We start from the raw sequence: 24708 nt of genomic DNA on the forward strand, positions 1-24708 counted from the left end.
CAGGGTGTAGGATATTTTTCAACCTAACAATATAAATAATAAAATGATGTGAGTAGGTGGGGGAATCATGTTATCAAGAAAAAAAATATTATTATGCGTAAGTGGAGGTATTGCTGTATATAAGGCTGCTGCATTAACTAGTAAATTAGTACAAGCTGGTGCAGAAGTAAAAGTCATTATGAGTGATTCAGCCATTGAGTTTGTCTCACCTTTAACATTTCAAGCTCTTTCAAGAAATGATGTGTATTACGACACTTTTGATGAAAAAAACTCAAAGGTTATTGCTCATATAGATCTTGCTGATTGGGCGGATCTTGTTCTTGTTGCTCCAGCGACTGCAAATATTATTGGGAAACTTGCTAATGGTATAGCAGATAATATGTTAACGACAACATTATTAGCTACCACAGCAAATGTTTGGATCGCCCCAGCAATGAATGTACATATGTACGACCATCCAGCAGTACAGAAAAATATCCAAACACTTTATGACTTTGGATACCGTTTTATTGAGCCTAGTGAAGGTTTTTTAGCTTGTGGATATGTCGGGAAAGGTAGATTAGAAGAACCGGAAAAAATAGTCTCTTTGTTAACTAATTTTTTTGAACAAAGGGAATTTGGAATACCATTAAGTGGATTTAACATAATGGTAACTGCAGGTCCAACGAGAGAAAAGGTAGATCCCGTAAGATATTTTACGAATCATTCTACAGGTAAAATGGGCTATGCAATTGCTGAGGAGGCTGCAAAGCTTGGAGCAAATGTAACTCTAATAACAGGACCGACTTCAATAACACCACCAAATGTAACAACAATTAACATTGAATCAGCTCAAGAAATGTATGAGCAAGTAATGAAACGTTATCCAAACATGGATATTGTTATTAAGTCAGCTGCTGTGGCAGATTACCGACCAATAAGCATACATGAGCAAAAGCTAAAAAAACAAAGTGAAAATTTAACAATTGAACTTGCTAAAACAACAGACATCCTTAAAGAGCTAGGACAAAAAAAATCACATCAATTGTTAGTAGGGTTTGCCGCAGAAACAAATGATCTTGATGTGTATGCCAAAAAGAAATTGGCAACTAAAAACCTTGACTTAATTGTGGCTAATAATGTCACAACGGAAGGGGCCGGGTTTGGAACAGACACAAATATTGTTACAATTTATGATAAATTCTTAAACAAAATGGAACTTCCACTTATGTCCAAAAAAGAAGTGGCTAAGAACTTACTATTAAAAGTTAAAGACATGTTAAAGGATGTTAATGGATGAAGTATGCGAGTGTAATCGTTGATGTTCCTTCAATGCAAACAGATCGGTCCTTTGATTATAAAATACCTGAAGAGTGGCAAGGCTTTTTAACACCAGGTATGCGGGTCGTTGTACCGTTTGGACCAAGAAAGATTCAAGGATTTGTAGTTGAGACAAAAGAACATTCTGATTTTAAACGTTTAAAATCGATTACTGAATGTCTGGATTTAACGCCTTGTTTAACAAAAGAGCTATTACAAGTTGGTCACTGGTTAACAGAAAAAACACTATGTTTTAAGATCTCTGCCTTTCAAGCCATGCTACCAGCCGCTATGAAAGCGAAATATGAAAAAGTGTTATCTTTAACACAAGATGAACACCTTCTTAATATTTCTGATCAATTAAAACCGTTCTTTCAAAAACAAAGTCAAGTTGATTTTAAAGAGATCGAACAAGTTGTCTCTTTAAAAACGATACAAAAAGATATTGAAAATGGGTATGTGGAGCTTATCTATAAAGTAAAACAAAAGGGAAATAAAAAAAGAATTAAAATGATTAATCTTAATGTTTCTTTTTCCGAGCTTGAAGATAAGATGAATAACATACCTGTTAACGCTAAAAAGCAATTAGAAGTGCTGCAATATTTTAAAGATAATGAAGTGAAGACTATAACTTTACAAGATTTACTAGCAGCAACGAATGTATCAGATGCCTCTGTTAAAGCATTGATTGCAAAAGAAATTTTAAGTGAAAAATATCAAGAGGTTTATCGTGACCCCTATCAAGACCGTGAATTCAAGAAAACAAATGCGCTATTATTGAATCATGAACAACAGCAAGCGATTAAGCCAATTTTATCTTCAATAGAAGAAAACGAACATCATGTATTTCTAATGTATGGGGTAACAGGAAGTGGGAAAACCGAGGTTTATCTTCAATCGATTGAAGAAGTGTTGAAAAATGGAAAAGAAGCGATCGTACTAGTTCCAGAAATTTCACTTACACCACAAATGGTAAATAGATTCAAAGGAAGATTTGGTTCAAAAGTGGCTGTTCTTCATAGTGGACTTTCAACAGGTGAAAAATATGATGAATGGAGAAAGATACAGCGTAAAGAAGTTCAATTAGTTGTAGGAGCCAGGTCGGCGATTTTTGCTCCATTTGAAAACTTAGGTATGATTATTATTGATGAAGAACATGAATCAAGTTATAAGCAAGAAGAGAATCCTCGATATCATGCTCGAGATGTTGCTATTTATCGGGCTAGAAACCACCATTGTCCGGTTGTATTAGGGAGTGCAACACCAACATTAGAATCATTTGCTCGTGCTCAAAAAGGTGTGTACAAGCTTCTTTCTTTAAAAGAGCGTGTGAATAAAAGATCTATGCCAGCTGTTGATATTGTTGACATGAGAGAAGAATTACGCAATGGAAATCGTTCAATGTTTTCTACTTCTTTAATAGAAAAGTTAACTGAAAGACTAGAAAAGGGAGAGCAATCAGTCCTATTTCTTAATAAAAGAGGTTACTCCTCGTTTGTTATGTGTCGTGACTGTGGATTTGTCATTCAATGCCCACACTGTGATATTTCCCTAACTTACCATAGATTTGGACAACAACTTAAATGTCATTATTGTGGACATGAAGAGCATATGCCAAATGTTTGTCCGGAATGTCAAAGTGAACATATAAGATTTTTTGGAACAGGTACACAAAGAGTTGAAGAAGAATTGGTTAAAGTGTTACCAGAATCTCGGATTATCAGAATGGATGTTGATACAACTGGGAAAAAAGGAGCTCATGAAAAATTATTAACAAAGTTTGGGAATAAAGAAGCGGATATTTTACTAGGTACACAAATGATTGCAAAAGGCCTTGATTTTCCAGATGTAACCTTAGTTGGAGTTCTAACTGCCGACACAATGCTGCACTTACCTGACTTCCGAGCGTCTGAAAAAACATTTCAGTTGTTAACACAAGTAAGTGGGAGAGCAGGAAGACATGAACTTCCTGGTGAAGTAATCATTCAAACATATACACCAGAACATTATAGTATCCAATTAGCAAGTCAGTATGATTATGATGCTTTTTTTGAACAAGAAATGTTTCTTCGAAAATCCCATGCATACCCACCGTATTATTATTTAACACTTATAACAATTTCTCATCCAGAAATTACAAAAGTAGTTGCTGTAACGGAAAAAATCGTTCAGTACTTAAACAGAAATTTATCGAACACAACAAAAATCCTCGGACCAGTCGCATCACCTATCCCAAGGATCAAAGATAGATATCGATATCAATGCATGGTAAAATACAAACGGGAAAACAACTTACATGAGACTTTACGCAAAATCATTGATCATTTCCAGCAAGAAATGAGTTCAGATGATCTAGCGATTACGATAGATTTAAGTCCAAACACAATGATGTAAGATTTACTTACTTAGCTATAAATAGCAATCATCAAGAATTATATATTTTATTTTAAGGAATATCCGAATGGTTAAATTCAGAAATACTCTGTTTTTACCATTCCATACATAATTTATTTTATAAAGATCTGTAAACGTTTGGAGGAATTTTTTTGGCTGTAAAACAGATTGTTATGTTTCCGGATGAAGTATTAGAAAGGCCGTGTGACAAAGTAACAGTTTTTGATAAAAAATTAACAAAGCTCTTAGGTGATATGTACGATACCATGATAGAAAATGATGGGGTAGGTTTAGCTGCACCACAGATAGGCATTTCTCAACAAATTGCGATTGTTGATATAGATGATCACCACGGGACAATCGAGTTAATTAATCCTGAAATAATAGAGCAACGCGGGAAGCAGACAGGTCCTGAAGGATGTTTAAGCTTTCCAGGTTTATTTGGCGAAGTAAGCCGGGCAGATTATGTGAAAGTTCGTACATATAATCGTAAAGGAAAAGTGAAAGTAATCGAGGCTGAAGGGTTCCTTGCTCGTGCCATTCAACACGAAATGGATCACTTAGAAGGAATTTTATTTACATCAAAAGTAGAAAAGTATTTAGAAGAAGAAGATCTTGAAAGTGCGGAAGGATGAATGTAATGACAAAAATTGTTTTTATGGGAACACCTGATTTTTCTGTTCCGGTTTTAAGAAGACTGGTTGAAGAGGGCTATAATGTTGTAGGAGTTGTTACTCAACCTGATCGGCCAAAAGGAAGAAAGAAAACATTAACTCCTCCTCCTGTTAAAGTTGAAGCTGAGAAACATAATATTAAGGTTCTTCAACCAGAAAAAATTCGTCATGAAGTTGAAACTGTTTTGGAATTGGAACCAGATTTAATTGTAACAGCTGCTTTTGGTCAAATTTTACCTAAAGAGCTCTTAGAAGCCCCTAAACATGGATGTATTAATGTTCATGCTTCACTATTACCAGAATTAAGAGGTGGAGCACCAATTCATTATTCGATCTTACAAGGGAAAACTAAAACAGGTATTACCATCATGTATATGGCTGAAAAGCTGGATGCTGGAGATATTTTAACACAAGCTGAAGTTGAAATTGATGAAAAAGATACAGTAGGTACTCTCCATGACAAGCTTAGTGAAGTAGGAGTTAAGCTCTTAATAGATACTATTCCACCATTATTAGAAGGGAAAATAGTACCGCAAAAGCAGGATGATTCTAAAGCTACTTTTGCTTCTAATATTAAACGGGAACAAGAAATGATTGATTGGACGAAGCCTGGAGAGGAAATATATAACCAAATAAGAGGACTTAACCCATGGCCTGTTGCGTTTACTAGCTTTCAAAATCAACCACTAAAAATATGGTGGAGTGAGAAGGTCGTAAATAAAAATGAATCTACTCCAGGAACGATTATTGGATTTGACCAAGATGGGATTGTTGTTGCAACAGGAAATGATACTGCGATAAAAATAACGGAGTTACAACCTTCAGGTAAAAAAAGAATGCGTGGGGAAGATTATTTAAGAGGTACCACAATGACAGTTGGTGAGAAATTAGGCGATGAAGATGAAAAACAAAATGACCGTACGTGATGTGGCTGTTGAGACATTACTTCAAATTGAAAAAAATCAAGCATACAGTAACTTACTTTTAAATTCTATGATTAAGAAATATCAAGTGAATACAAAGGATATTTCTTTGTTAACTGAAATTGTATATGGAACTTTACAACGAAAAGATACCCTTGATTATTACTTAGAGAACTTTATAAAGAAAACAAAAAAAATCGATGCGTGGGTAAGAATTTTGCTTCGCATCTCAGTTTATCAAATGGTTTATCTAGATCGTGTACCGGAGCGAGCAATTTTTTTTGAAGCAGTAGAAATTGCTAAAAAAAGAGGACATAAGGGAATTTCTTCTTTTGTCAATGGTGTACTAAGATCGCTACAAAGAGAGGGTTTATCAGATATAAACCAGATTGCTGATCCTGTTGAAAGACTCTCGATTAAAACGAGTCACCCAAAATGGTTAGTAGAAAAGTGGATTGATCAGTATGGGTATGAAGAAACAGAAAAAATGTGTGAAGCTAATCTAACACCACCATCACAAACTGCCCGAGTAAATCAAACAAAAATGACAGTTGATGAACTAATGAAGACATTAAATCAAAATGGAGTAAGTGTAGAACATGGTGATCTAGCGGTTGATGCAATTAAAGGGACAAAAGGAAACCTTGCCTTGACTGATGCATTCTCTGAAGGTTTTTTAACGATTCAGGATGAAAGTTCAATGCTGGTTGCAAGAGCGCTGAATCCACAAATTGGTGAAACAATTTTAGATGCTTGTGCTGCGCCTGGAGGAAAGTCTACACATATAGCTGAAAGAATGGAAGGAACAGGTACTGTTCACTCATTGGATCTTCATGAGCACAAAGTAAAGCTAATTAAACAACAAGCAGAACGACTTAATTTAACAAATATTCAAGCAGAGGCTTTAGATAGTAGACTTGCAGGAGAGCGTTTTGAGAAAAATAAGTTTGACCGAATTTTAGTAGATGCGCCATGCTCGGGATTTGGTGTTATTCGAAGAAAGCCGGATATAAAATATACAAAATCTCCTGAGGATGTTCTAAAGCTTGCAGAGTTACAGAAAAATATCTTACATGCTGTTGCCCCTTTATTAAAAAGTAATGGTGTGTTAGTTTATAGTACATGTACAATTGACCGAGAAGAAAACACGGATGTTATTCAATCATTCTTAAAACATCATCCTGAGTTTGAACTTGATCAGGGTGCAATTCATCATTTTCCTGAAAACCTTCATCCATATTTTAATGGAGGAGAAGTACAACTGTTACCACATTACTTTGGAACAGACGGATTTTATATAGTATGTTTACGAAAGAAGGGTTAAAATTGGAACAAGCAAAAGCAACGAGGACTAAAAAAGACAACTTAGAGAAGAATAGCAACCCATCCATATATTCTTTAGAACTTCATGAGCTTGAAGATTGGCTAAAAGAACATGGAGAAAAATCGTTCAGAGCAAACCAGGTTTTTGAATGGCTTTACACAAAGCGTGCAACAAGCTTTGAGGATATGTCAAATCTCTCAAAGAGCTTGAGAACACTATTAAATGAGAATTTTACTTTAACAACATTAAATACTTTAATTCAACAAACATCAAAAGACGGGACAATTAAGTTTCTTTTTGAACTTCATGATGGATACTCTATTGAAACGGTTTTAATGAGACATGAATATGGCAATTCTGTATGTGTAACGACACAAGTTGGGTGTAGAATTGGATGTACATTCTGTGCTTCAACTTTAGGTGGTTTAAAAAGAAATTTAGAAGCTGGAGAAATTGTTGCTCAAGTTGTAAAAGTTCAACAAGCCCTTGACGAATTCGAAGAGCGTGTCAGTCATGTAGTTATTATGGGAATAGGTGAGCCTTTTGATAATTATGATGAAATGATGTCATTCTTAAAAATTATTAATCATGATAAAGGCTTAAATATTGGAGCCCGACACATTACAGTTTCTACTAGTGGTATTATTCCGAAAATTTATAAGTTTGCTGATGAAAAGCTGCAAATTAACTTTGCGATTTCTCTACATGCACCAAATACTGAGTTGAGAACGAAGCTAATGCCCATTAATAAAGCATACAAGCTACCAGATCTTATGGAAGCAGTAAGGTACTATGTAGATAAGACTGGACGACGTGTGAGTTTTGAATATGGATTATTTGGTGGAGAAAATGATCAGGTAGAGCATGCTGAAGAACTTGCACAATTAGTGAAAGGGTTAAAATGTCATATTAATTTAATTCCAGTTAACTATGTACCTGAAAGAAACTATGTTCGTACACCAAAAGAGCAAATCAAACTATTTGAAGATACGCTTAAAAAGCACGGTGTTAATGTGACAACTAGAAGAGAACAAGGACATGATATTGATGCAGCGTGTGGCCAACTTCGAGCTAAGGAGCGTAAAGAGGAGACGAGGTGACCATTTTGGAACACATTTTTTTGACTGATAGGGGAAAGGTTAGACAACATAACGAAGATAGTGTTGGCGTGTTTGAAAATGAAACGGGGATATTAGCAATAGTAGCAGATGGTATGGGTGGTCATTTGGCTGGAGATGTTGCAAGTCAAATGACAATCTCTACTTTTAAGGAATTATGGGAACAAACCCCAACTATTAATGGACCAAGTGATGCTGAAGCTTGGTTAATCGAAAAAGTCGAAGAAGTGAATAAAACTGTTTATGAGCATTCTTTAACTAATTCGGAATGTCAAGGAATGGGGACAACCATAGTTGGAGTTTTGGTTACACCTAATTTTGCCACCATAGGTCATATCGGAGATAGTCGCTGTTACCTTTTAAATAATAGTGGCTTTAAACAAGTTACGCAAGACCATTCACTTGTTAATGAATTGGTAAGATCAGGTCAAATTTCTAAGGAAGATGCAGAACATCATCCTCGTAAAAATGTTCTTTTAAGAGCACTAGGAACTGAACAAACGGTTGATCTTGATGTTAGCACAATTGAACTAGAGGAAAATGATGTACTATTGCTTTGTTCTGATGGATTGTCAAATAAAATATCTGACGAGACATTGGAGCATGAGTTACTTCAATCTAAAGATTTGTCTCATACTGCAAACCATTTAGTACAAATGGCAAATGATAATGGAGGGGAAGATAATATTTCCATTATCATGCTAAAAAAGTCGACAAATAAATTAGGTGAAGAACCGTGCTAATAGGAAAAAGAATTAGTGGTCGATATAAAATTCTAGAAGTTGTAGGTGGCGGTGGCATGGCCAACGTTTACCTAGCTCGAGACATGATTCTAGAACGCGAAGTGGCAATGAAGGTGTTGCGCTTTGATTTTTCCAATGATGATGAATTTATTAAACGATTTAGAAGAGAAGCACAATCAGCAACTAGTTTGGCGCATCCAAATATCGTAAGTATATATGATGTTGGTGAAGAGGACGGTATTTATTATATTGTTATGGAGTACGTGGAAGGCCAGACTTTAAAACAATACATACAACAGTTTGCACCAGTTCATCCAAGAAAAGCAGTGAATATTATGGTGCAAATTGCATCGGCCATTCAGCACGCACATGATAATCAAATTATTCATAGAGACATAAAGCCGCATAATATTCTTATTGATCATCATGGAAATGTGAAGGTAACAGATTTTGGAATTGCTACAGCGTTGAGTTCAACGACCATAACACAAACAAATTCAGTATTAGGATCTGTTCACTATTTATCACCTGAACAAGCAAGAGGTGGACTGGCTAATAAAAAATCAGATATTTACTCTATTGGTATTGTGTTATTTGAGTTATTAACTGGACGATTACCGTTTGATGGAGAATCAGCTATCTCAATTGCCCTTAAGCATTTGCAATCAGAAACTCCATCCCCTAAAAGGTGGAATCCTGACATACCTCAAAGTATTGAAAACATAATTTTAAGATCGACTGCTAAGGATCCTTTTCACCGTTATGATTCTGTAGAAGAAATGGAAAAGGATCTTGAAACAGCCTTTGATGTTAGTAGAATTTCTGAGGAACGTTTTTCTATACCTGAAGATGATGAAGCCACCAAGGCTATACCAATTATTACAAATGAGAATTTTAATGAACATAAGGTAGAAGATACCATTGTCAGAAAACCTGTTAGTAACGAGAGTATTAATAATTCCAATCATGAAGACAATGGCAATAAAGGAAAAAAGCAAAAGAAACCCAAAAAGAAGAAAAGCAAGCTAGCTACCTTTATCGTTTCAGTATTTTTGATTTTACTTGTTGCAGGTATAGCTGCTTTTACAATCATTCCTTCCTTTTTCCTTCCTAAGGATGTTGAGGTTCCGGACGTTACAGGAAAGTCCTACGAAGAAGCTGTTAACATATTGCTTGATAGTGGATTTGAAGTGGCGGATCCAGTGCTGGTAACAGATGAAGAGATTGAAGAGGGGTATGTTATTAAAACAGAACCAACCGCAAATGAAATCACCAAGGAAGGCTCTACTATTACAATCTATGAAAGTATAGGAAAAGAAAAAGTGGTATTAGAGGATTATGTTGGAAGAAAAATCGATCGTATTACCTCTATTCTTGAAATGAAGGGCTTTACAGTAGAGGTTGTAAAAGAAGAATATAGTGAGACCGAGCCTGCTGGTAACATATTGTCCCAAGATCCTGAAATCGGAGAAGAAGTTGTACCAGAAGACACAGTGGTAGAATTTACGGTTAGTAAAGGGCCAAAACTAGTAAAAATAGAGGATCTGGTTGGGAAAACAAAGGAAGAAGTTAATAAATATATTTCAGAAACAGGATTTAGTGTTAATGTTGATGATGAGTATTCAGCAGAAGTGGAGAAAGGATCACTCATCAGGCAAAGTCCAAAGGCTGGTACTGAAGTTGTACCAAAAGAAACAACATTAGAAGTTGTCTATTCTCTTGGTCCGGAGCCTAAGCCTTCTAAGACAGTAACAAAGACAGTAACAATTCCTTATGAAACGGAAGAACAGGGCAAAGAATTAGAGGTGAAGATTTCAATTGATGATGAAGAACATTCTATATCAGACGTATTTGAAACCTTTACTATTACTAGTCCTCGAGTGAAAACATTAGAATTTACAATACCACCAAATGACAAAGCTTTTTATCAGATTACAGTTGATAATAAGGTAGTAATAAGTGAGACTATTCTATATCCTGTGGAATAGAAATGAACAACGAATGAGAATTCTAACTAGCAAAGAGTTTTTTTTATGTTTTGCATAGCCTTTTTTAGCAAATATTCACTATCATCTAAATCGGAACACATCAAGGAGGTTATCCATGCCACAAGGGAAAATTGTGAAGGCTCTTAGTGGTTTTTACTATGTTCAAGATCAAGAGAGATTAGTTCAGTGTAGAGGAAGAGGTGTATTTAGGAAGAATAAGATAACACCTCTTGTAGGCGACGAGGTAGAATATCAAGCCGAAAATGACTTGGAAGGATATATTCTTGAAGTCTTTGAACGAAAAAATGAACTCGTAAGACCACCTATTTGTAATGTTGATCAAGCTATTCTTGTATTTTCTGCAGTAGAGCCTGATTTTAGTCCAACGCTTCTTGATCGATTTCTTGTACTAATTGAAGCAAATGAGATCATTCCAATCATTGTTATTAGTAAAACAGATCTTATATCCTCTGAGAAAATAAGAGGAGAAGTTCAGTCTTATGCAAAAGATTATGAAAATGCAGGTTATACCGTCTTATTAACCTCAACGGTCGAATCAACTGTTGAAAATGATTTGCTACCGTATTTAAATGACCATATTTCAGTTTTTGCAGGTCAATCAGGCGTGGGGAAGTCCTCTTTATTAAATGTATTAAGACCGGATCTAGAATTGAAAACGGATGATATTTCTTCCCATTTAGGGCGAGGGAAGCATACAACAAGACATGTTGAACTTATTTCAGTAGGAACAGGTTTTGTAGCAGATACTCCTGGTTTTAGTTCATTGGATTTTACAGGTATTGAGGTGGAAGATCTTTCATACTGTTTCCCGGAGATGCGTGAACGAAGTAGCAGTTGTAAATTTAGAGGATGCACTCATGTCAAAGAACCAAAATGTGCAGTAAAAGAGGCTGTTGAAAAAGGAGAAATACCACAATACCGATATGAGCATTATTTAACATTCGTAGAAGAGATAAAAGATAGAAAGCCGAGGTATTAATATGATAAAAATTGCTCCATCGATTTTATCGGCAGATTTTGCTAAATTGGGAGAGGAAATCAAAGATGTTGAAAAGGGAGGCGCAGATTATATTCATGTTGATGTAATGGACGGCCACTTTGTTCCTAACATTACGATCGGACCACTTATTGTCGAGGCAATAAGACCTGTAACAAAGCTTCCTTTAGACGTTCATTTAATGATTGAACAACCTGATTTGTATATTAAAGAATTTGTCCGTGCAGGAGCCGATATTATCACTGTTCATGTAGAAGCTTCTAAACATCTGCACCGAACAATTCAACTTATTAAGTCTGAAGGAGTAAAAGCTGGTGTTGTGTTAAATCCACATACACCAATTGAGTTAATATTACACATTCTTGAGGATATTGATATGGTATTGTTCATGACGGTTAATCCGGGCTTCGGTGGGCAATCATTCATTCCGCAAGTCTTACCTAAGATAAAGGCATTAGCTGACATGATTAAAGAAAAGAATCTTTCAGTTGATATTGAAGTTGATGGTGGAATTAATGAAGAAACAGCTAAGCAATGTGTTGCTGCTGGAGCAAATGTTTTAGTTGCCGGTTCTTTTATTTACAATAAGCCTGACCGTCATGCGGCAATACAAAGTCTTAAACAAGCAGTTCTATCTTAAGAACGAAACACCGTCATAAAATAAGTCAAAGAAACTCATCCTATTACAGTAGACTGCTAAGTGATAGGAGGGGGTAGAGTGAATATTTTAAGGGAAGATGTTGCCATAATTGAACAAGCGTTAAAGGTCGCTTCACAAAATAGTTCAGATTATGAAGAAATTTCTCAGTATGAATCAGTATTACAAAAGCTTAAAAGCGGAAGTACTGACGCTCAGCATGATGGTTTTAGATATGATTATGATGATAATATGCAATAGAATGAAAGAAACGAAGTTCTGGCATTACATATGCCAGACTTTTTTCGTAGTGAGGAGATAACATGAAAACAATAGCACTTGTAGCAGGAGGTCCCAAAGAAAATCTTGCTGACTTAACAATATTTAATCAAAGAGAAATAATGTGGGTTGGGATAGATAGGGGTGTTCGTTATATTGAAGAAGCAGGATTTACACCTGCAAATGCATTTGGAGACTTTGATTCCATTTCGAGTGAAGAACATAAAAAGTTAAAAAAGGATCTTCCACATTTATCTACATATCCTTCCGAAAAAGATCAAACAGATACTGAAATAGCTCTAGAATGGGCAATTAATCAAAAACCAGACCAAATTTATCTTTTTGGAGCCACTGGTGGACGAATTGATCATATGCTTGCAAATTTGTATCTCCTTATTAAATCGCCCTCTACTCTATCAAAAATTGAATGTATTGATCGTCAAAATCATATCACGCTCTATGGCCCAGGAACATATAAAGTAAAGAGGAAAAATGAATTGCGTTATATTTCTTTTATCGCCTTAACCCCTGATGTCATAGGCCTGACACTCGAAGGATTTAAATATCCTTTAAAAAATTGTCATATTAGGCTCGGATCAACATTATGTATTAGTAATGAACTCATTTATGAAGTAGGTACTTTTTCTTTCCTAGACGGCATATTAATAATGATAAGAAGCCGAGATTAAATTGTTGGTAAAAGACAATAGGGGATAGCGTCATTTTTTTACAGAGTATGAATATAATTTAAAGAAATGATTTATTTTATTATGACGCTTGAGCACCTTTGAACAAGCATGAAGACTTGTTTAAGATTTGGTTGAGGAGGGAAACAATGAAATTTTATACGATTAAATTACCGAAGTTTTTAGGAGGAATAGTTCGAGCAATGCTCGGTTCGTTTAAAAAAGATTAAGAAAAAAAGCACCGTGATTATCGGTGCTTTTTTTCTTAATCCAGTGTTTTCTCTATAAAAGAAAAAACAAAGCTGCAGAATGCGGCTTTATTTTAACCTGGATTGTTTTTATAGAATGTTAAAGTTAAACATCCATATAGAGAGAGCTTAATATAAATTAAACTCGCTCAACTTTACCTGATCTTAAAGCGCGAGCAGATACATATACTCTTTTTGGTTTACCGTTAACTAAGATGCGAACTTTTTGAAGGTTTGCGCCCCAAGTACGTTTGTTAGCGTTCATCGCGTGTGAACGTGCATTACCTGAGCGAGTTTTTCTACCAGTAACAACGCATTTACGTGCCATGTTATTCCCTCCTTACTACAAAAAAACCTTACATATTTTACGTTAATCATGTACATTGCCATGAGATACTTTAATAATTTATCACAACTCAAATGAGATTGCAATACTTCAACGTTAGTCTTTCAAGAATTTTTCCTTGACATAGTTATTTAAGTATTGTTGTATAATAATAAAGGTTGTATTAATTAACTAGGATTTTATAATCACTTTTAAAATGGGTATGCTTATAGTAAAATAATAAAAGCCAGTGCGAACAATTCCAAAGGGGGAACAAACATGTCCATTGAATTAAAAACAAAGTACGGACAAATCGATATTTCCAACGAGGTCATTGCAACTGTTGCAGGTGGAGCAGCGATCGACTGCTATGGTATTGTAGGAATGGCTTCAAAGAATCAAATAAAAGACGGTCTTACGGATATCCTAAGAAAAGAGAACTTTAGCAGAGGCGTAATCGTACGTCAAGATGACGATTCAATTAATATTGATATGTATATTATCGTCAGCTATGGTACAAAAATTTCTGAAGTCGCGCATAACGTTCAAACGAAAGTTAAGTATACGTTAGATCAGACGGTTGGACTTGCTGTTGATTCTGTTAATATTTTTGTACAAGGTGTTCGTGTAGCGAACCCATAGTAAGGAGGAAACTACCTGTGTCTATTACAACTTTAGATGGTAAGCAATTTGCAGAAATGATCTTGCAAGGTGCTAACCACCTATCGAATAATTCGAAATTAGTCGATGCGTTAAACGTTTTTCCAGTTCCTGATGGTGACACCGGAACAAATATGAACCTATCTATGACATCAGGAGCAAAAGAGGTAAGAAATAATCCTTCTGCTCATATTGGGAAAACTGGTAATGCGCTTTCGAAAGGCTTATTAATGGGTGCCCGAGGAAATTCCGGTGTTATTCTATCGCAATTATTTAGAGGCTTTTCAAAGTTTATTGAATCAAAAGCAAGCATTAATGCAAGTGAATTTGCTGCAGCACTTCAAGCTGGTGTAGATACTGCATATAAAGCTGTAATGAAGCCTGTTGAGGGGACAATTTTAACTGTAGCAAAAGATTCAGCAAAAGCTGCTGTAACTGCTGCACAAAATGAAACTTCGATTGTGAAACTTATGGAAATTACATTGAAAGAAGCTGAAGCATCATTAAAACGTACTCCAGATCTACTTCCTGTATTAAAAGAGGTAGGAGTGGTTGATAGTGGCGGACAGGGCCTTGTATTTGTTTATGAAGGATTTCTTGCCGTTCTAAAGGGTGAAAAACTTGATACAACAAATGTGGCGACACCTAGTATGGATGATCTTGTTAGTGCTGAGCATCATAAAAGTGTACAAAGCCATATAAACACGGAAGATATTGAATTCGGATATTGTACGGAATTTATGGTACGCTTTGAAAGTGGAAAAACGCCTTTTAATGAAGAAACGTTTCGTCAAGATTTAAGTCATTATGGTGATTCTTTATTAGTAATTGCTGATGATGAATTAGCTAAAGTACATATACATGCTGAACATCCGGGTGAGGTTTTATCATATGGTCAGAAATATGGAAACCTTATCAATATGAAAATTGAAAATATGCGTCAACAACATACTGATATCGTAGGTGAAAAACCACAAGTTCATTCTGAACAGAAAATCAAGAAAGAAAAGAACAAATACGGTATTATAACAGTGTCAATGGGAAAAGGTATTGCTGAATTATTTAGAAGCATTGGTGCTAATGAGGTTATTGAAGGTGGCCAAACAATGAATCCAAGCACAGAGGATATTGTTAAGGCTATTCATGATGTGAATGCTGAAAATATTATTATTTTACCTAATAACTCAAACATTGTGATGGCTGCTCAACAGGCGGCATCAGTAGTGGAAGAAAATGTTATTGTTGTCCCTTCCAAAACCGTTCCACAAGGAATGGCTGCTTTACTTTCTTTCAATCCTACGGTTGAGCCTGAAGAAGTCGGGCAAATTATGTCGGATGCATTAGGTAATGTTAAGAGCGGTCAAATTACTTATGCAGTACGTGATACGAACATTGATGGACTTGATATTGCAAAAGGCGATTTTATGGGAATATCTAATGGGAAGATTGTTGTTACTGATCGTGATCAGCTTTCAGTATCTAAAAAACTTCTTTCTGAAATGATTACAGAAGATGATGAAATTTTAACAATCATTCAAGGAGAAGATGCAAGTGATGTAGAAGTCGAGCAGCTTCTAGCATTTGCTGAAGAACAGTTTGAAGATGTTGAAATTGAAGTTCATAAAGGAGAACAACCACTATATTCTTATATTTTCTCTGTGGAATAAATAAGAAAACCCGGCTTATTAGCCGGGTTTTCTTTGGTTTCTGTTAGAAAAGAGATTTGCATTTATTAGAATAGTCCATTTTTTCTTGCTTTTCTTGATATAATAGTGTTTTTTAAAAAATCTGTTAAACTAAAGTTACATGAATCATATGAAGAAAGAAGAGCAACTAGCTTCAACAATACCAGTGCTATAGGGGGAGTGTGTCTAATGAAATATAGAAGTGTTTTTGACATAATTGGACCTGTTATGATCGGTCCGTCGAGTTCACATACAGCCGGTGCGGCAAGAATTGGACGTGTTGCACGAACATTGTTTGGACGTGAACCTAAATGGGTTATCATTTCCCTTTACAACTCTTTTGCTAAAACCTATAAGGGGCATGGTACAGATGTTGCTCTTGTAGGTGGTTTGCTTGATTTTGATACCTTTGACGAAAGAATAAAATCGTCATTAGAAATAGCTAAAGAGAAAGAAATTAAGATAACGTTTATAGAAGAAGAAGCAGTGGCAGACCATCCAAACACAGCTCGACTTATTATTGGTGATGACTATGGACAGTTTGAATTAGTTGGGATTTCAATAGGTGGAGGAAAGATTGAAATAACTGAACTAAATGGCTTTGAATTAAAATTATCAGGAAATCACCCTGCTTTACTGGTTGTGCATAACGATCGATTTGGTGTAATTGCCGCAGTTGCCAATGTGTTGGCAAAGTATGAAATAAACATCGGACATATGGATGTTTCCAGAAAAGAAGTTGGTCAGCTTGCTTTAATGACAATTGAAACAGATCAGAACATTACAAATGAAGTAATTGAAGAATTAAAAACATTAACAAATATATTACAAGTAACAAGAATTGATGATTAACAAAAACAAAGTAGATGATATTTTTATACAACTATGACAAAATGAGGGGGATATCATCATGTTTCGTAACGTAGAAGAACTAGTAGGATTAGCCGAAAGTAAAGGGGTAAAAATCGCAGAGATCATGATTGAACAAGAATGTAGAGTGACAGATCGAAAGCGAGAAGATGTTTTATTACAGATGGAAAAGAACTTAGAAGTAATGGAACAAGCTGTTGAAAAGGGGCTGTCAGGAGTAAAGTCTCATTCTGGTTTAACTGGTGGAGATGCGGTGCTCTTACAATCTTATCTTGAGAAGGGTAACTTTCTTTCCGGAGATACAATTTTAGATGCTGTAAGTAAGGCTGTTGCAACTAATGAAGTGAATGCTGCGATGGGGACAATTTGCGCCACTCCTACAGCTGGATCCGCTGGTGTTGTACCTGGTACACTTTTTGCCGTAAAAGATAAGCTAAAGCCAACAAGAAAAGAAATGATTGAATTTCTTTTTACTTCAGGCGCATTTGGTTTTGTAGTGGCTAACAATGCTTCCATTTCTGGTGCTGCTGGAGGTTGTCAAGCTGAGGTAGGCTCTGCTTCAGGGATGGCTGCTGCAGCAATTGTTGAGATGGCTGGTGGTACTCCCAGACAAGCTGCACATGCTATGGCAATAACATTGAAAAATATGCTCGGATTAGTTTGTGACCCTGTTGCAGGATTAGTGGAGGTCCCTTGTGTAAAAAGAAATGCAATGGGTGCTGCTAATGCAATGATTGCCGCTGATATGGCATTAGCAGGTATTACAAGTAGAATTCCATGTGATGAAGTAATTGATGCCATGTATCGAATTGGGCAAACGATGCCTACAGCATTAAAAGAAACTGCACAAGGGGGGTTAGCTGCGACTCCGACAGGTCAAAAGCTCAAAAGGGAAATATTTGGAGACTCGCACAAGTGACGTGAAAAATATGTTATTGGATCCTATTACCAACTTAAAGGGAGTTGGTAGTGAAACAGAGGAAGTACTAAATGATGTTGGAATTTACACGATTCATGACCTTCTTGAATATTTTCCATATAGATATGAAGATAATAGTTTAAAAGATTTAGAGGATGTAAAGCATGAGGAACGTGTTACTGTTGAGGGAAGAGTTCATAGTGAGCCTTCTCTCCAGTTTTACGGTAAAAAAAGGTCGCGTCTTACGTTCCGATTGTTAGTAGGACGATATTTGCTTTCAGTTGTTTGCTTTAATCGCCCTTACTTTAAAAATAAGCTGTCTATTGATGCGACGGTTACTGTTACAGGGAAATGGGATAAACATAGACAAACGATTACAGTTTCAAATCTTTTATTTGGCCCAAAACAAGAAGTATCAGGAATTGAACCTGTTTATTCTGTTAAAGGAAAATTAACAGTAAAAGGCATTAGGAAATTTGTTTCAATTGCACTTAAGGATTATCTTGAAGGAGTTACTGAGCTCTTGCCTGATCATTTACTTAATAAATACAAGCTAATGACAAGAAAAGAGGCTCTTAAGACGATTCACATACCTGAGGAAAAAGAAGACCTTAAACAAGCGAGAAGACGCTTTGTTTATGAAGAGTTTCTTTTATTCCAACTCAAAATGCAGACGCTAAGAAAGGTTCAGCGAGAACAATCGAAGGGGGTTGTTCATCAATTTTCTAAAGAAAAGCATAAGATTTTTCTTGATTCTTTACCTTTTCCATTAACGAATGCCCAAACACGTGTTGTAAATGAAATCCTAAGTGACATGACATCACCATATCGAATGAATCGGCTATTGCAAGGGGATGTTGGTTCCGGTAAAACGGTTGTTTCTGCTATTGCTATCTATGCAGCTTTCTTGTCTGGATACCAAAGTGCGTTAATGGTGCCTACCGAGATATTAGCTGAACAGCATGCTGAGTCACTTTTTCAATTGTTTGAACCTTTTGGAGTATCAGTAGCTTTGTTAACTAGTTCAGTAAAAGGGAAGAAAAGAAGAGACTTACTAGAAAGAGTAGCAAACAATGAAATTAATTTATTAATTGGGACACATGCACTTATTCAAGATGAAATCATGTTCCATAAGCTTGGACTTGTTATTACAGATGAACAACACCGTTTTGGAGTTGAACAAAGGCGGCTGCTAAGAGAAAAAGGTGAACAGACCGATGTATTATTTATGACAGCTACACCAATACCTCGGACATTAGCGATAACTGCCTTTGGTGAAATGGATGTATCAATTATAGATGAACTGCCAGCAGGAAGAAAAACAATCGAAACATACTGGGTAAAGCCGGATATGCTAGAACGTATATTAGTCTTTATTGAAAAGGAAGTTTCTAAAGGACGGCAAGCTTATGTTATTTGTCCGCTTATTGAAGAATCTGATAAGTTGGATGTGCAAAATGCCCTTGATGTTCATGGTATGCTTACTCAATACTATAGAGGTCGCTATAAAGTAGGTCTTATGCATGGCAGGTTAAGCTCAGATGAAAAAGATGAAGTAATGAGGAGCTTTAGTCAAAACGAGGTTCATATTCTTGTGTCAACGACTGTTGTTGAAGTTGGTGTAAACGTGCCAAACGCTACCACAATGGTTATTTATGATGCGGAACGTTTTGGATTATCTCAACTCCACCAACTCCGTGGTCGGGTTGGAAGAGGAAGTGATCAGTCATATTGTATTTTGCTGGCCGATCCTAAGTCGGAAACAGGGAAAGAACGTATGAAAATAATGACTGAAACAAATGATGGTTTTGTTCTCTCTGAGCGAGATCTTGAGCTTAGAGGCCCTGGTGATTTTTTCGGGAAAAAGCAAAGTGGTGTTCCTGTTTTTAAGGTTGCAGATATGGTTCATGATTACAGAGCCTTGGAAGTAGCAAGGCAGGATGCAGTTGAACTTGTAGGTTCGATGGAATTTTGGAAGGGAAATCAATATGAGGCTCTAAGAAACTACCTTACTAACTCGGGAGTATTAGATGGTGAAAAATTAGATTAATGCTCTAGCTCTATATCACAAAGTAAAACGCTACACCTAATAGATTTAGGACAACAATACTTTTTAGAAAACAGATTGCAATGACTTGCAATCTGTTTTCTTTATATATATACTACTATTAGTACCTAGTCTTAATAGTTCGGACGGTGTCGTATACATAATGAGGAAGAATAAGAAAGAGAGACAGTCTTTATTACAAGAAACAATTGCTATCACTCCATTTATAACAGATGAAGAATTAGCGGAAAAATTTCAAGTGAGTATTCAAACAATCCGTTTGGATCGCTTAGAACTATCAATTCCTGAATTAAGAGAGCGAATAAAACATGTAGCGGAAAAGAAACTAGATGATGAGGTAAAAGCGCTGCCGATTGAAGAAGTCATTGGTGAAATTATTGACCTTCAGCTTGATCATTCTGCGATCTCTATCTTAGAAATAAGAAAAGAGCATGTATTTAGTAGAAACCAAATAGCACGGGGACATCATCTTTTTGCACAAGCAAATTCGTTAGCTGTTGCTATGATAAATGATGAGCTTGCTTTAACGGCGAAAGCGAATATTCGATTTACCACACAAGTTAAAGAAAATGAACGTGTCATTGCCAAGGCTAAAATAGTGAAAAACGATCCTGAACAAAGACGAACATTAGTAGAAGTGAACAGCTTTGTGGGCAATGAATTAGTGTTTTCGGGTGAGTTTGAAATGTATCGCTCAAATCCAACACAAAGGTAGGTTACATAAATGAAGCTCGCAATTGATGCGATGGGTGGAGACAATGCACCACAAGCAGTAGTAGAAGGAGTAATGAAGGCTATCACTGCTTTTCCAGATTTAGAAGTAACATTAATAGGGCAAGAAGATAAAATTAAAACATACTTAACAGATTCCACACGAATCTCAATTTTACATACAGATGAAGTGATAGAAGCTACTGATGAGCCCGTTCGCGCGGTTAGACGGAAGAAAAATGCGTCAATGGTTTTGATGGCAAATGAAGTAAAAGAAGGAAGGGCAGATGGTTGTATTTCTGCTGGGAACACAGGAGCACTAATGACAGCAGGTCTCTTTGTTGTTGGTCGAATCGAGGGAATAGAAAGACCTGCTTTATCACCAACTTTGCCAACATTAAATGGAAAAGGTTTTTTATTTTTAGATGTTGGTGCAAATGTAGACGCTAAGCCGGAACATTTATTGCAATATGCAATAATGGGTTCTATATATGTTGAGAAAGTTCGTGGAGTTAAAAATCCACGCGTTGGTTTGCTAAATGTAGGTACAGAAGATAAAAAAGGAAATGAGTTAACAAAACAAACTTATGAGCTTTTAAAACAAACAGATTTAAATTTTGTAGGAAATGTTGAGTCAAGAGATTTAATGGAGTCCGTTGCTGATGTTGTTGTAACAGATGGGTTTACCGGAAATATAGCTTTAAAGACAATTGAGGGTACAGCACTCTCTGTTTTTTCTATGCTTAAATCAGCTTTAACGAGTAACCTTAAGTCTAAAATTGCTGCGGGTATCCTGAAGCCTCAGCTAAAATCAATAAAACAACAGATGGATTATTCAGAGTACGGTGGTGCTGCGCTCTTTGGCCTTAAGGCACCTGTAATAAAAGCGCATGGCTCTTCAGATGCTAATGCAATATACAACGCAATTCGCCAAACAAAAGATATGGTGTCTTATGATGTTGCTGAAACCATTCATGCATCGCTAAAAAGTATGAATAAAGAAGATTAACAGGATAGAAACGGGGGAACACTTTCATGACAAAAATCGCTTTTTTATTTCCAGGCCAAGGTTCACAGACTGTTGGAATGGGAAAAGATTTTTATGAAGAAGTAGAATCATCCAAACAAATTTTTGATCAAGCAGATGAACGATTAGGTCAAGAATTATCGAAACTTATTTTTGAGGGACCACAAGATACATTAACTTTGACTTATAATGCTCAACCGGCGCTTCTTACAACAAGTATTGCAATATTAAACCATTTCAAACAATTTAATATTCAACCAGAATATGTTGCTGGACATAGCCTTGGTGAATACTCAGCGCTTGTTGCAGCTGGTGTACTTCCTTTTGAAGATGCAGTTTATGCAGTTAAAAAGCGTGGGGAATATATGGACCAAGCGGTTCCAGCAGGACAAGGAGCTATGTCAGCGGTTTTAGGCATATCAGCTGAAGAATTAGAAAAAGTAACAGCTCAGGTTTCTGATGAAGGAGATTCGGTACAACTGGCTAACTTAAATTGTCCAGGTCAAATCGTTATTTCAGGTACGGCTGAAGGAGTTGAAAAAGCTTCAGCACTGGCAAAAGAAAATGGAGCGAAAAGAGCCATTCCACTTGTAGTTAGTGGTCCGTTTCATTCTGAATTAATGAAACCTGCTGCACATAAGTTTCAAGAGGTATTATCTCAATTAAACTTTCAAGATGCATCTATTCCAGTTATAGCAAACGTAACAGCTAAGCCAGTGAAAGAGAGTCTTGAAATTAAAGACTTACTAGTAAAACAGTTATACTCTCCTGTAAGATGGGAAGAATCAGTAAAAACAATGATGGAAAATGGTGTGACGACGTTCATAGAAGTAGGTCCTGGTAAGGTATTAACAGGATTAGTGAAAAAAATTGACCGCTCTGCAACGATTCACAACGTTTTTGATCTTGAGTCATTACAAGCTACTGTAGAAAAGCTTAAGGAGGAACAATAAATGTTGGAGAATAAAGTTGCTCTTGTAACCGGAGCTTCTCGTGGAATTGGTAAAGCGATCGCATTGGATCTTGCGAGTAATGGAGCAAGCATTGCCGTGAACTATGCAGGAAATGAAGCGAAAGCAAATGAAGTTGTCGATGAAATCAAAGCAAATGGTGGAAATGCAATTGCCATTAAAGCTGATGTTTCAAATGGTGACGAAGTTCAAGCTATGATTAAAGAAGTATTAAATGAGTTCGGTCAATTAGATATTCTAGTAAATAATGCTGGAATCACAAGAGATAATCTTCTAATGAGAATGAAAGATTCTGAATGGGATGATGTTATTGACACAAACTTAAAAGGTGTTTTCCTTTGTACGAAAGCTGTAACAAGACAAATGATGAAGCAGAGAAACGGTCGTATCATTAATATTACATCTGTTGTTGGAGTTAGTGGTAACGCTGGTCAAGCTAACTATGTTGCGGCGAAGGCTGGGGTTATTGGATTAACAAAAACAACAGCAAAGGAACTGGCTTCAAGAAATATTACTGTAAACGCAGTTGCTCCTGGCTTTATCACAACTGACATGACAGATGAACTTAATGAAGATATAAAAGCAGATTTATTAAAACAAATACCACTTGCAACTTTAGGTGAACCTAGTGATATTGCTAATGTTGTAACATTCCTTGCTTCTGAAAAAAGCAAATATATAACCGGACAAACGCTGCATGTAAATGGCGGAATGGTTATGTAATCTCCCATATAGATGTTGAATCTATGTTTAGGGAGCTAAAATTATTGAAAATACTAGAGAGAAGCCTAGTTTTTCAATTAAAAATCATCTATAATACTTGAGGGGAGGTGAACGAAAATGGCAGATGTATTAGAACGTGTAACAAAGATCATCGTTGACCGCTTAGGCGTTGATGAAGCTGAGGTAAAATTAGAGTCTTCTTTTAAAGATGATCTTGGAGCAGATTCCCTTGATGTAGTTGAGCTTGTTATGGAACTTGAAGATGAGTTCGATATGGAAATTTCTGATGAAGATGCAGAAAAAATCGGTACAGTGGGTGACGCTGTTAACTACATAAATAGCCAACAGTAATGTTGATGATAAGTCCCGTATTTATTACGGGGCTTTCCCCCTTTTATTAGATATTTTTTAATAGTAAAATGTAAAAAGCAAGCCCCAAAACCTTTTTGCCCAGGTACGAAGCTCTCGTTACAAAACTTGAGTACGATTAACAGGTCATAAGCCACTTCATAATTCAAGGGAATAATGTCACCTTCAATTATGAAGTGTCTTATATAAGGATCAAGGCGTCGCTGCAGCTATAAAATTGGAGGTGCCTGATGATGGCAAGACATATTAATTATAAAGAAAGAAGATCTTTTGCTAAAAAAGCAGAGGAATTCAAAAAATTCCAGGAGCGTATTGGTCACACATTTACTAATGAAAAACTTTTATATCAAGCATTTACTCATTCTTCTTATGTAAATGAACATCGGAAAAAGCCATATGAAGACAATGAAAGACTTGAATTTTTAGGTGATGCTGTTTTAGAATTGACCATTTCTCAATATCTTTATAAAAAATATCCAATGATGAGTGAAGGAGAATTAACAAAACTGCGTGCCGCTATTGTTTGTGAACCTTCTCTTGTATCATTCGCGAATACACTTGCATTTGGTAGCTTGGTTCTACTTGGAAAAGGAGAAGAAATGACGGGTGGACGAGCTCGCCCTGCATTGCTTGCAGATGTTTTTGAAGCATTCGTTGGTGCACTTTACCTAGATCAAGGTCTTGATTCTGTTGTTCAATTTTTAGATAAATTTGTTATTCCAAAAGTTGACGAAGGTGCCTTTTCTCATGTTATGGACTTTAAGAGTCAGCTTCAAGAACTTGTTCAGCGTGACACTAAAGGGACACTTGAATATAAAATTCTCCAGGAAAAAGGACCAGCTCATAACCGAGAGTTTGTATCCACTGTATCTTTAAATGGTGAGGTTTTTGGCACAGGAAGTGGAAAGTCAAAAAAAGAAGCTGAGCAACATGCTGCACAAGAAGCACTTTCAAAGCTTCAACAAATAAATAAATAAGATACTATGAAGGGCAGACTCATGTAGGTATTAATTGAGTTGTCCTTTTTTTAAGGTTTTACATGTTATCAT

At 36.1% G+C, this 24708-nt stretch carries 25 protein-coding genes; 24 read left to right on the top strand and 1 reads right to left on the bottom strand.

What is annotated here, in order from left to right; all coding sequences use genetic code 11:
- Nucleotides 1-67 precede the first annotated feature (67 nt).
- From coaBC to spoVM, 13 genes are all read left to right on the top strand, one after another.
- Nucleotides 68-1279, top strand: a complete 1212-nt coding sequence (coaBC, locus tag COD11_RS08020) for a bifunctional phosphopantothenoylcysteine decarboxylase/phosphopantothenate--cysteine ligase CoaBC (protein WP_098796244.1) — start codon at nucleotides 68-70, stop codon at nucleotides 1277-1279.
- Entirely contained in the window at nucleotides 1276-3693 is a 2418-nt protein-coding gene (priA, locus tag COD11_RS08025) for a primosomal protein N' (protein WP_098796245.1), read from the top strand. The genes coaBC and priA overlap by 4 nt, the downstream gene beginning before the upstream one ends.
- Nucleotides 3694-3845: 152 nt before the next feature.
- A complete protein-coding gene (gene def, locus COD11_RS08030; protein WP_098796246.1) occupies nucleotides 3846-4328 on the top strand; it encodes a peptide deformylase in 483 nt (160 codons plus the stop codon).
- A 5-nt stretch (nucleotides 4329-4333) separates the two neighbouring features.
- Nucleotides 4334-5293 (top strand): methionyl-tRNA formyltransferase, encoded by a 960-nt coding sequence (gene fmt / locus COD11_RS08035; RefSeq protein ID WP_098796247.1) that lies wholly within the window; start codon nucleotides 4334-4336, stop codon nucleotides 5291-5293.
- Nucleotides 5262-6614 (top strand): 16S rRNA (cytosine(967)-C(5))-methyltransferase RsmB, encoded by a 1353-nt coding sequence (gene rsmB, locus COD11_RS08040; RefSeq protein WP_098796248.1) that lies wholly within the window; start codon nucleotides 5262-5264, stop codon nucleotides 6612-6614. Before fmt ends, rsmB begins: the two co-directional genes overlap by 32 nt.
- A gap of 2 nt (nucleotides 6615-6616) precedes the next feature.
- Nucleotides 6617-7714: a dual-specificity RNA methyltransferase RlmN gene (gene rlmN, locus COD11_RS08045; protein ID WP_231309465.1), complete on the top strand. Its 1098-nt coding sequence runs from the start codon at nucleotides 6617-6619 to the stop codon at nucleotides 7712-7714.
- Between the two features lie 5 nt (nucleotides 7715-7719).
- A complete protein-coding gene (locus tag COD11_RS08050; protein ID WP_098796375.1) occupies nucleotides 7720-8475 on the top strand; it encodes a Stp1/IreP family PP2C-type Ser/Thr phosphatase in 756 nt (251 codons plus the stop codon).
- Nucleotides 8469-10463 (top strand): Stk1 family PASTA domain-containing Ser/Thr kinase, encoded by a 1995-nt coding sequence (pknB, locus tag COD11_RS08055; RefSeq protein ID WP_098796250.1) that lies wholly within the window; start codon nucleotides 8469-8471, stop codon nucleotides 10461-10463. Before COD11_RS08050 ends, pknB begins: the two co-directional genes overlap by 7 nt.
- A 115-nt stretch (nucleotides 10464-10578) precedes the next feature.
- Entirely contained in the window at nucleotides 10579-11463 is an 885-nt protein-coding gene (gene rsgA / locus COD11_RS08060; protein WP_098796251.1) for a ribosome small subunit-dependent GTPase A, read from the top strand.
- A gap of 1 nt (nucleotide 11464) precedes the next feature.
- A complete protein-coding gene (gene rpe / locus COD11_RS08065; protein ID WP_098796252.1) occupies nucleotides 11465-12121 on the top strand; it encodes a ribulose-phosphate 3-epimerase in 657 nt (218 codons plus the stop codon).
- A 78-nt stretch (nucleotides 12122-12199) separates the two neighbouring features.
- Nucleotides 12200-12379, top strand: a complete 180-nt coding sequence (locus COD11_RS08070; RefSeq protein ID WP_098796253.1) for a hypothetical protein — start codon at nucleotides 12200-12202, stop codon at nucleotides 12377-12379.
- Between the two features lie 62 nt (nucleotides 12380-12441).
- Nucleotides 12442-13086: a thiamine diphosphokinase gene (locus tag COD11_RS08075; RefSeq protein WP_098796254.1), complete on the top strand. Its 645-nt coding sequence runs from the start codon at nucleotides 12442-12444 to the stop codon at nucleotides 13084-13086.
- A 146-nt stretch (nucleotides 13087-13232) separates the two neighbouring features.
- Nucleotides 13233-13313, top strand: coding sequence for a stage V sporulation protein SpoVM (gene spoVM, locus COD11_RS08080; RefSeq protein WP_003328987.1), 81 nt, complete (start codon nucleotides 13233-13235; stop codon nucleotides 13311-13313).
- Nucleotides 13314-13470: 157 nt separating this feature from the next.
- Here spoVM and rpmB read toward each other — a convergent pair whose 3' ends face one another.
- Entirely contained in the window at nucleotides 13471-13659 is a 189-nt protein-coding gene (rpmB, locus tag COD11_RS08085; protein WP_098796255.1) for a 50S ribosomal protein L28, read from the bottom strand.
- 276 nt (nucleotides 13660-13935) lie between these two features.
- On the opposite strand from rpmB, the gene COD11_RS08090 reads away from it, so the two are divergent.
- The 11 genes from COD11_RS08090 (at nucleotide 13936) to rnc (ending at nucleotide 24636) form a co-directional block, all read left to right on the top strand.
- Nucleotides 13936-14298 (top strand): Asp23/Gls24 family envelope stress response protein, encoded by a 363-nt coding sequence (locus COD11_RS08090; protein WP_098796256.1) that lies wholly within the window; start codon nucleotides 13936-13938, stop codon nucleotides 14296-14298.
- 17 nt (nucleotides 14299-14315) lie between these two features.
- Nucleotides 14316-15983 carry a DAK2 domain-containing protein gene (locus COD11_RS08095; RefSeq protein WP_098796257.1) on the top strand — a complete coding sequence of 556 codons (1668 nt, stop codon included), beginning with the start codon at nucleotides 14316-14318 and terminating at the stop codon, nucleotides 15981-15983.
- A gap of 207 nt (nucleotides 15984-16190) precedes the next feature.
- Nucleotides 16191-16853 (top strand): L-serine ammonia-lyase, iron-sulfur-dependent subunit beta, encoded by a 663-nt coding sequence (sdaAB, locus tag COD11_RS08100; RefSeq protein WP_098796258.1) that lies wholly within the window; start codon nucleotides 16191-16193, stop codon nucleotides 16851-16853.
- Between the two features lie 58 nt (nucleotides 16854-16911).
- The gene (sdaAA, locus tag COD11_RS08105) at nucleotides 16912-17790 is read left to right on the top strand and encodes an L-serine ammonia-lyase, iron-sulfur-dependent, subunit alpha (protein ID WP_098796259.1); all 879 of its coding nucleotides are present in this window, start codon (nucleotides 16912-16914) and stop codon (nucleotides 17788-17790) included.
- Nucleotide 17791: 1 nt separating this feature from the next.
- Nucleotides 17792-19840, top strand: a complete 2049-nt coding sequence (gene recG, locus COD11_RS08110; RefSeq protein WP_098796260.1) for an ATP-dependent DNA helicase RecG — start codon at nucleotides 17792-17794, stop codon at nucleotides 19838-19840.
- Between the two features lie 160 nt (nucleotides 19841-20000).
- Nucleotides 20001-20573, top strand: coding sequence for a transcription factor FapR (fapR, locus tag COD11_RS08115; protein WP_098796261.1), 573 nt, complete (start codon nucleotides 20001-20003; stop codon nucleotides 20571-20573).
- Between the two features lie 9 nt (nucleotides 20574-20582).
- Nucleotides 20583-21578 carry a phosphate acyltransferase PlsX gene (gene plsX / locus COD11_RS08120; protein WP_098796262.1) on the top strand — a complete coding sequence of 332 codons (996 nt, stop codon included), beginning with the start codon at nucleotides 20583-20585 and terminating at the stop codon, nucleotides 21576-21578.
- A gap of 26 nt (nucleotides 21579-21604) precedes the next feature.
- Nucleotides 21605-22549 (top strand): ACP S-malonyltransferase, encoded by a 945-nt coding sequence (gene fabD, locus COD11_RS08125; RefSeq protein ID WP_098796263.1) that lies wholly within the window; start codon nucleotides 21605-21607, stop codon nucleotides 22547-22549.
- Entirely contained in the window at nucleotides 22550-23290 is a 741-nt protein-coding gene (gene fabG / locus COD11_RS08130; protein WP_098796264.1) for a 3-oxoacyl-[acyl-carrier-protein] reductase, read from the top strand. It begins immediately after the preceding gene.
- Between the two features lie 117 nt (nucleotides 23291-23407).
- Nucleotides 23408-23641, top strand: coding sequence for an acyl carrier protein (acpP, locus tag COD11_RS08135; protein WP_026559383.1), 234 nt, complete (start codon nucleotides 23408-23410; stop codon nucleotides 23639-23641).
- A gap of 251 nt (nucleotides 23642-23892) precedes the next feature.
- Entirely contained in the window at nucleotides 23893-24636 is a 744-nt protein-coding gene (gene rnc, locus COD11_RS08140) for a ribonuclease III (protein ID WP_098796265.1), read from the top strand.
- Nucleotides 24637-24708 lie beyond the last annotated feature (72 nt).

It is taken from the genome of Bacillus sp. AFS040349 (assembly GCF_002577655.1).
Taxonomy (GTDB): domain Bacteria; phylum Bacillota; class Bacilli; order Bacillales; family Bacillaceae; genus Metabacillus.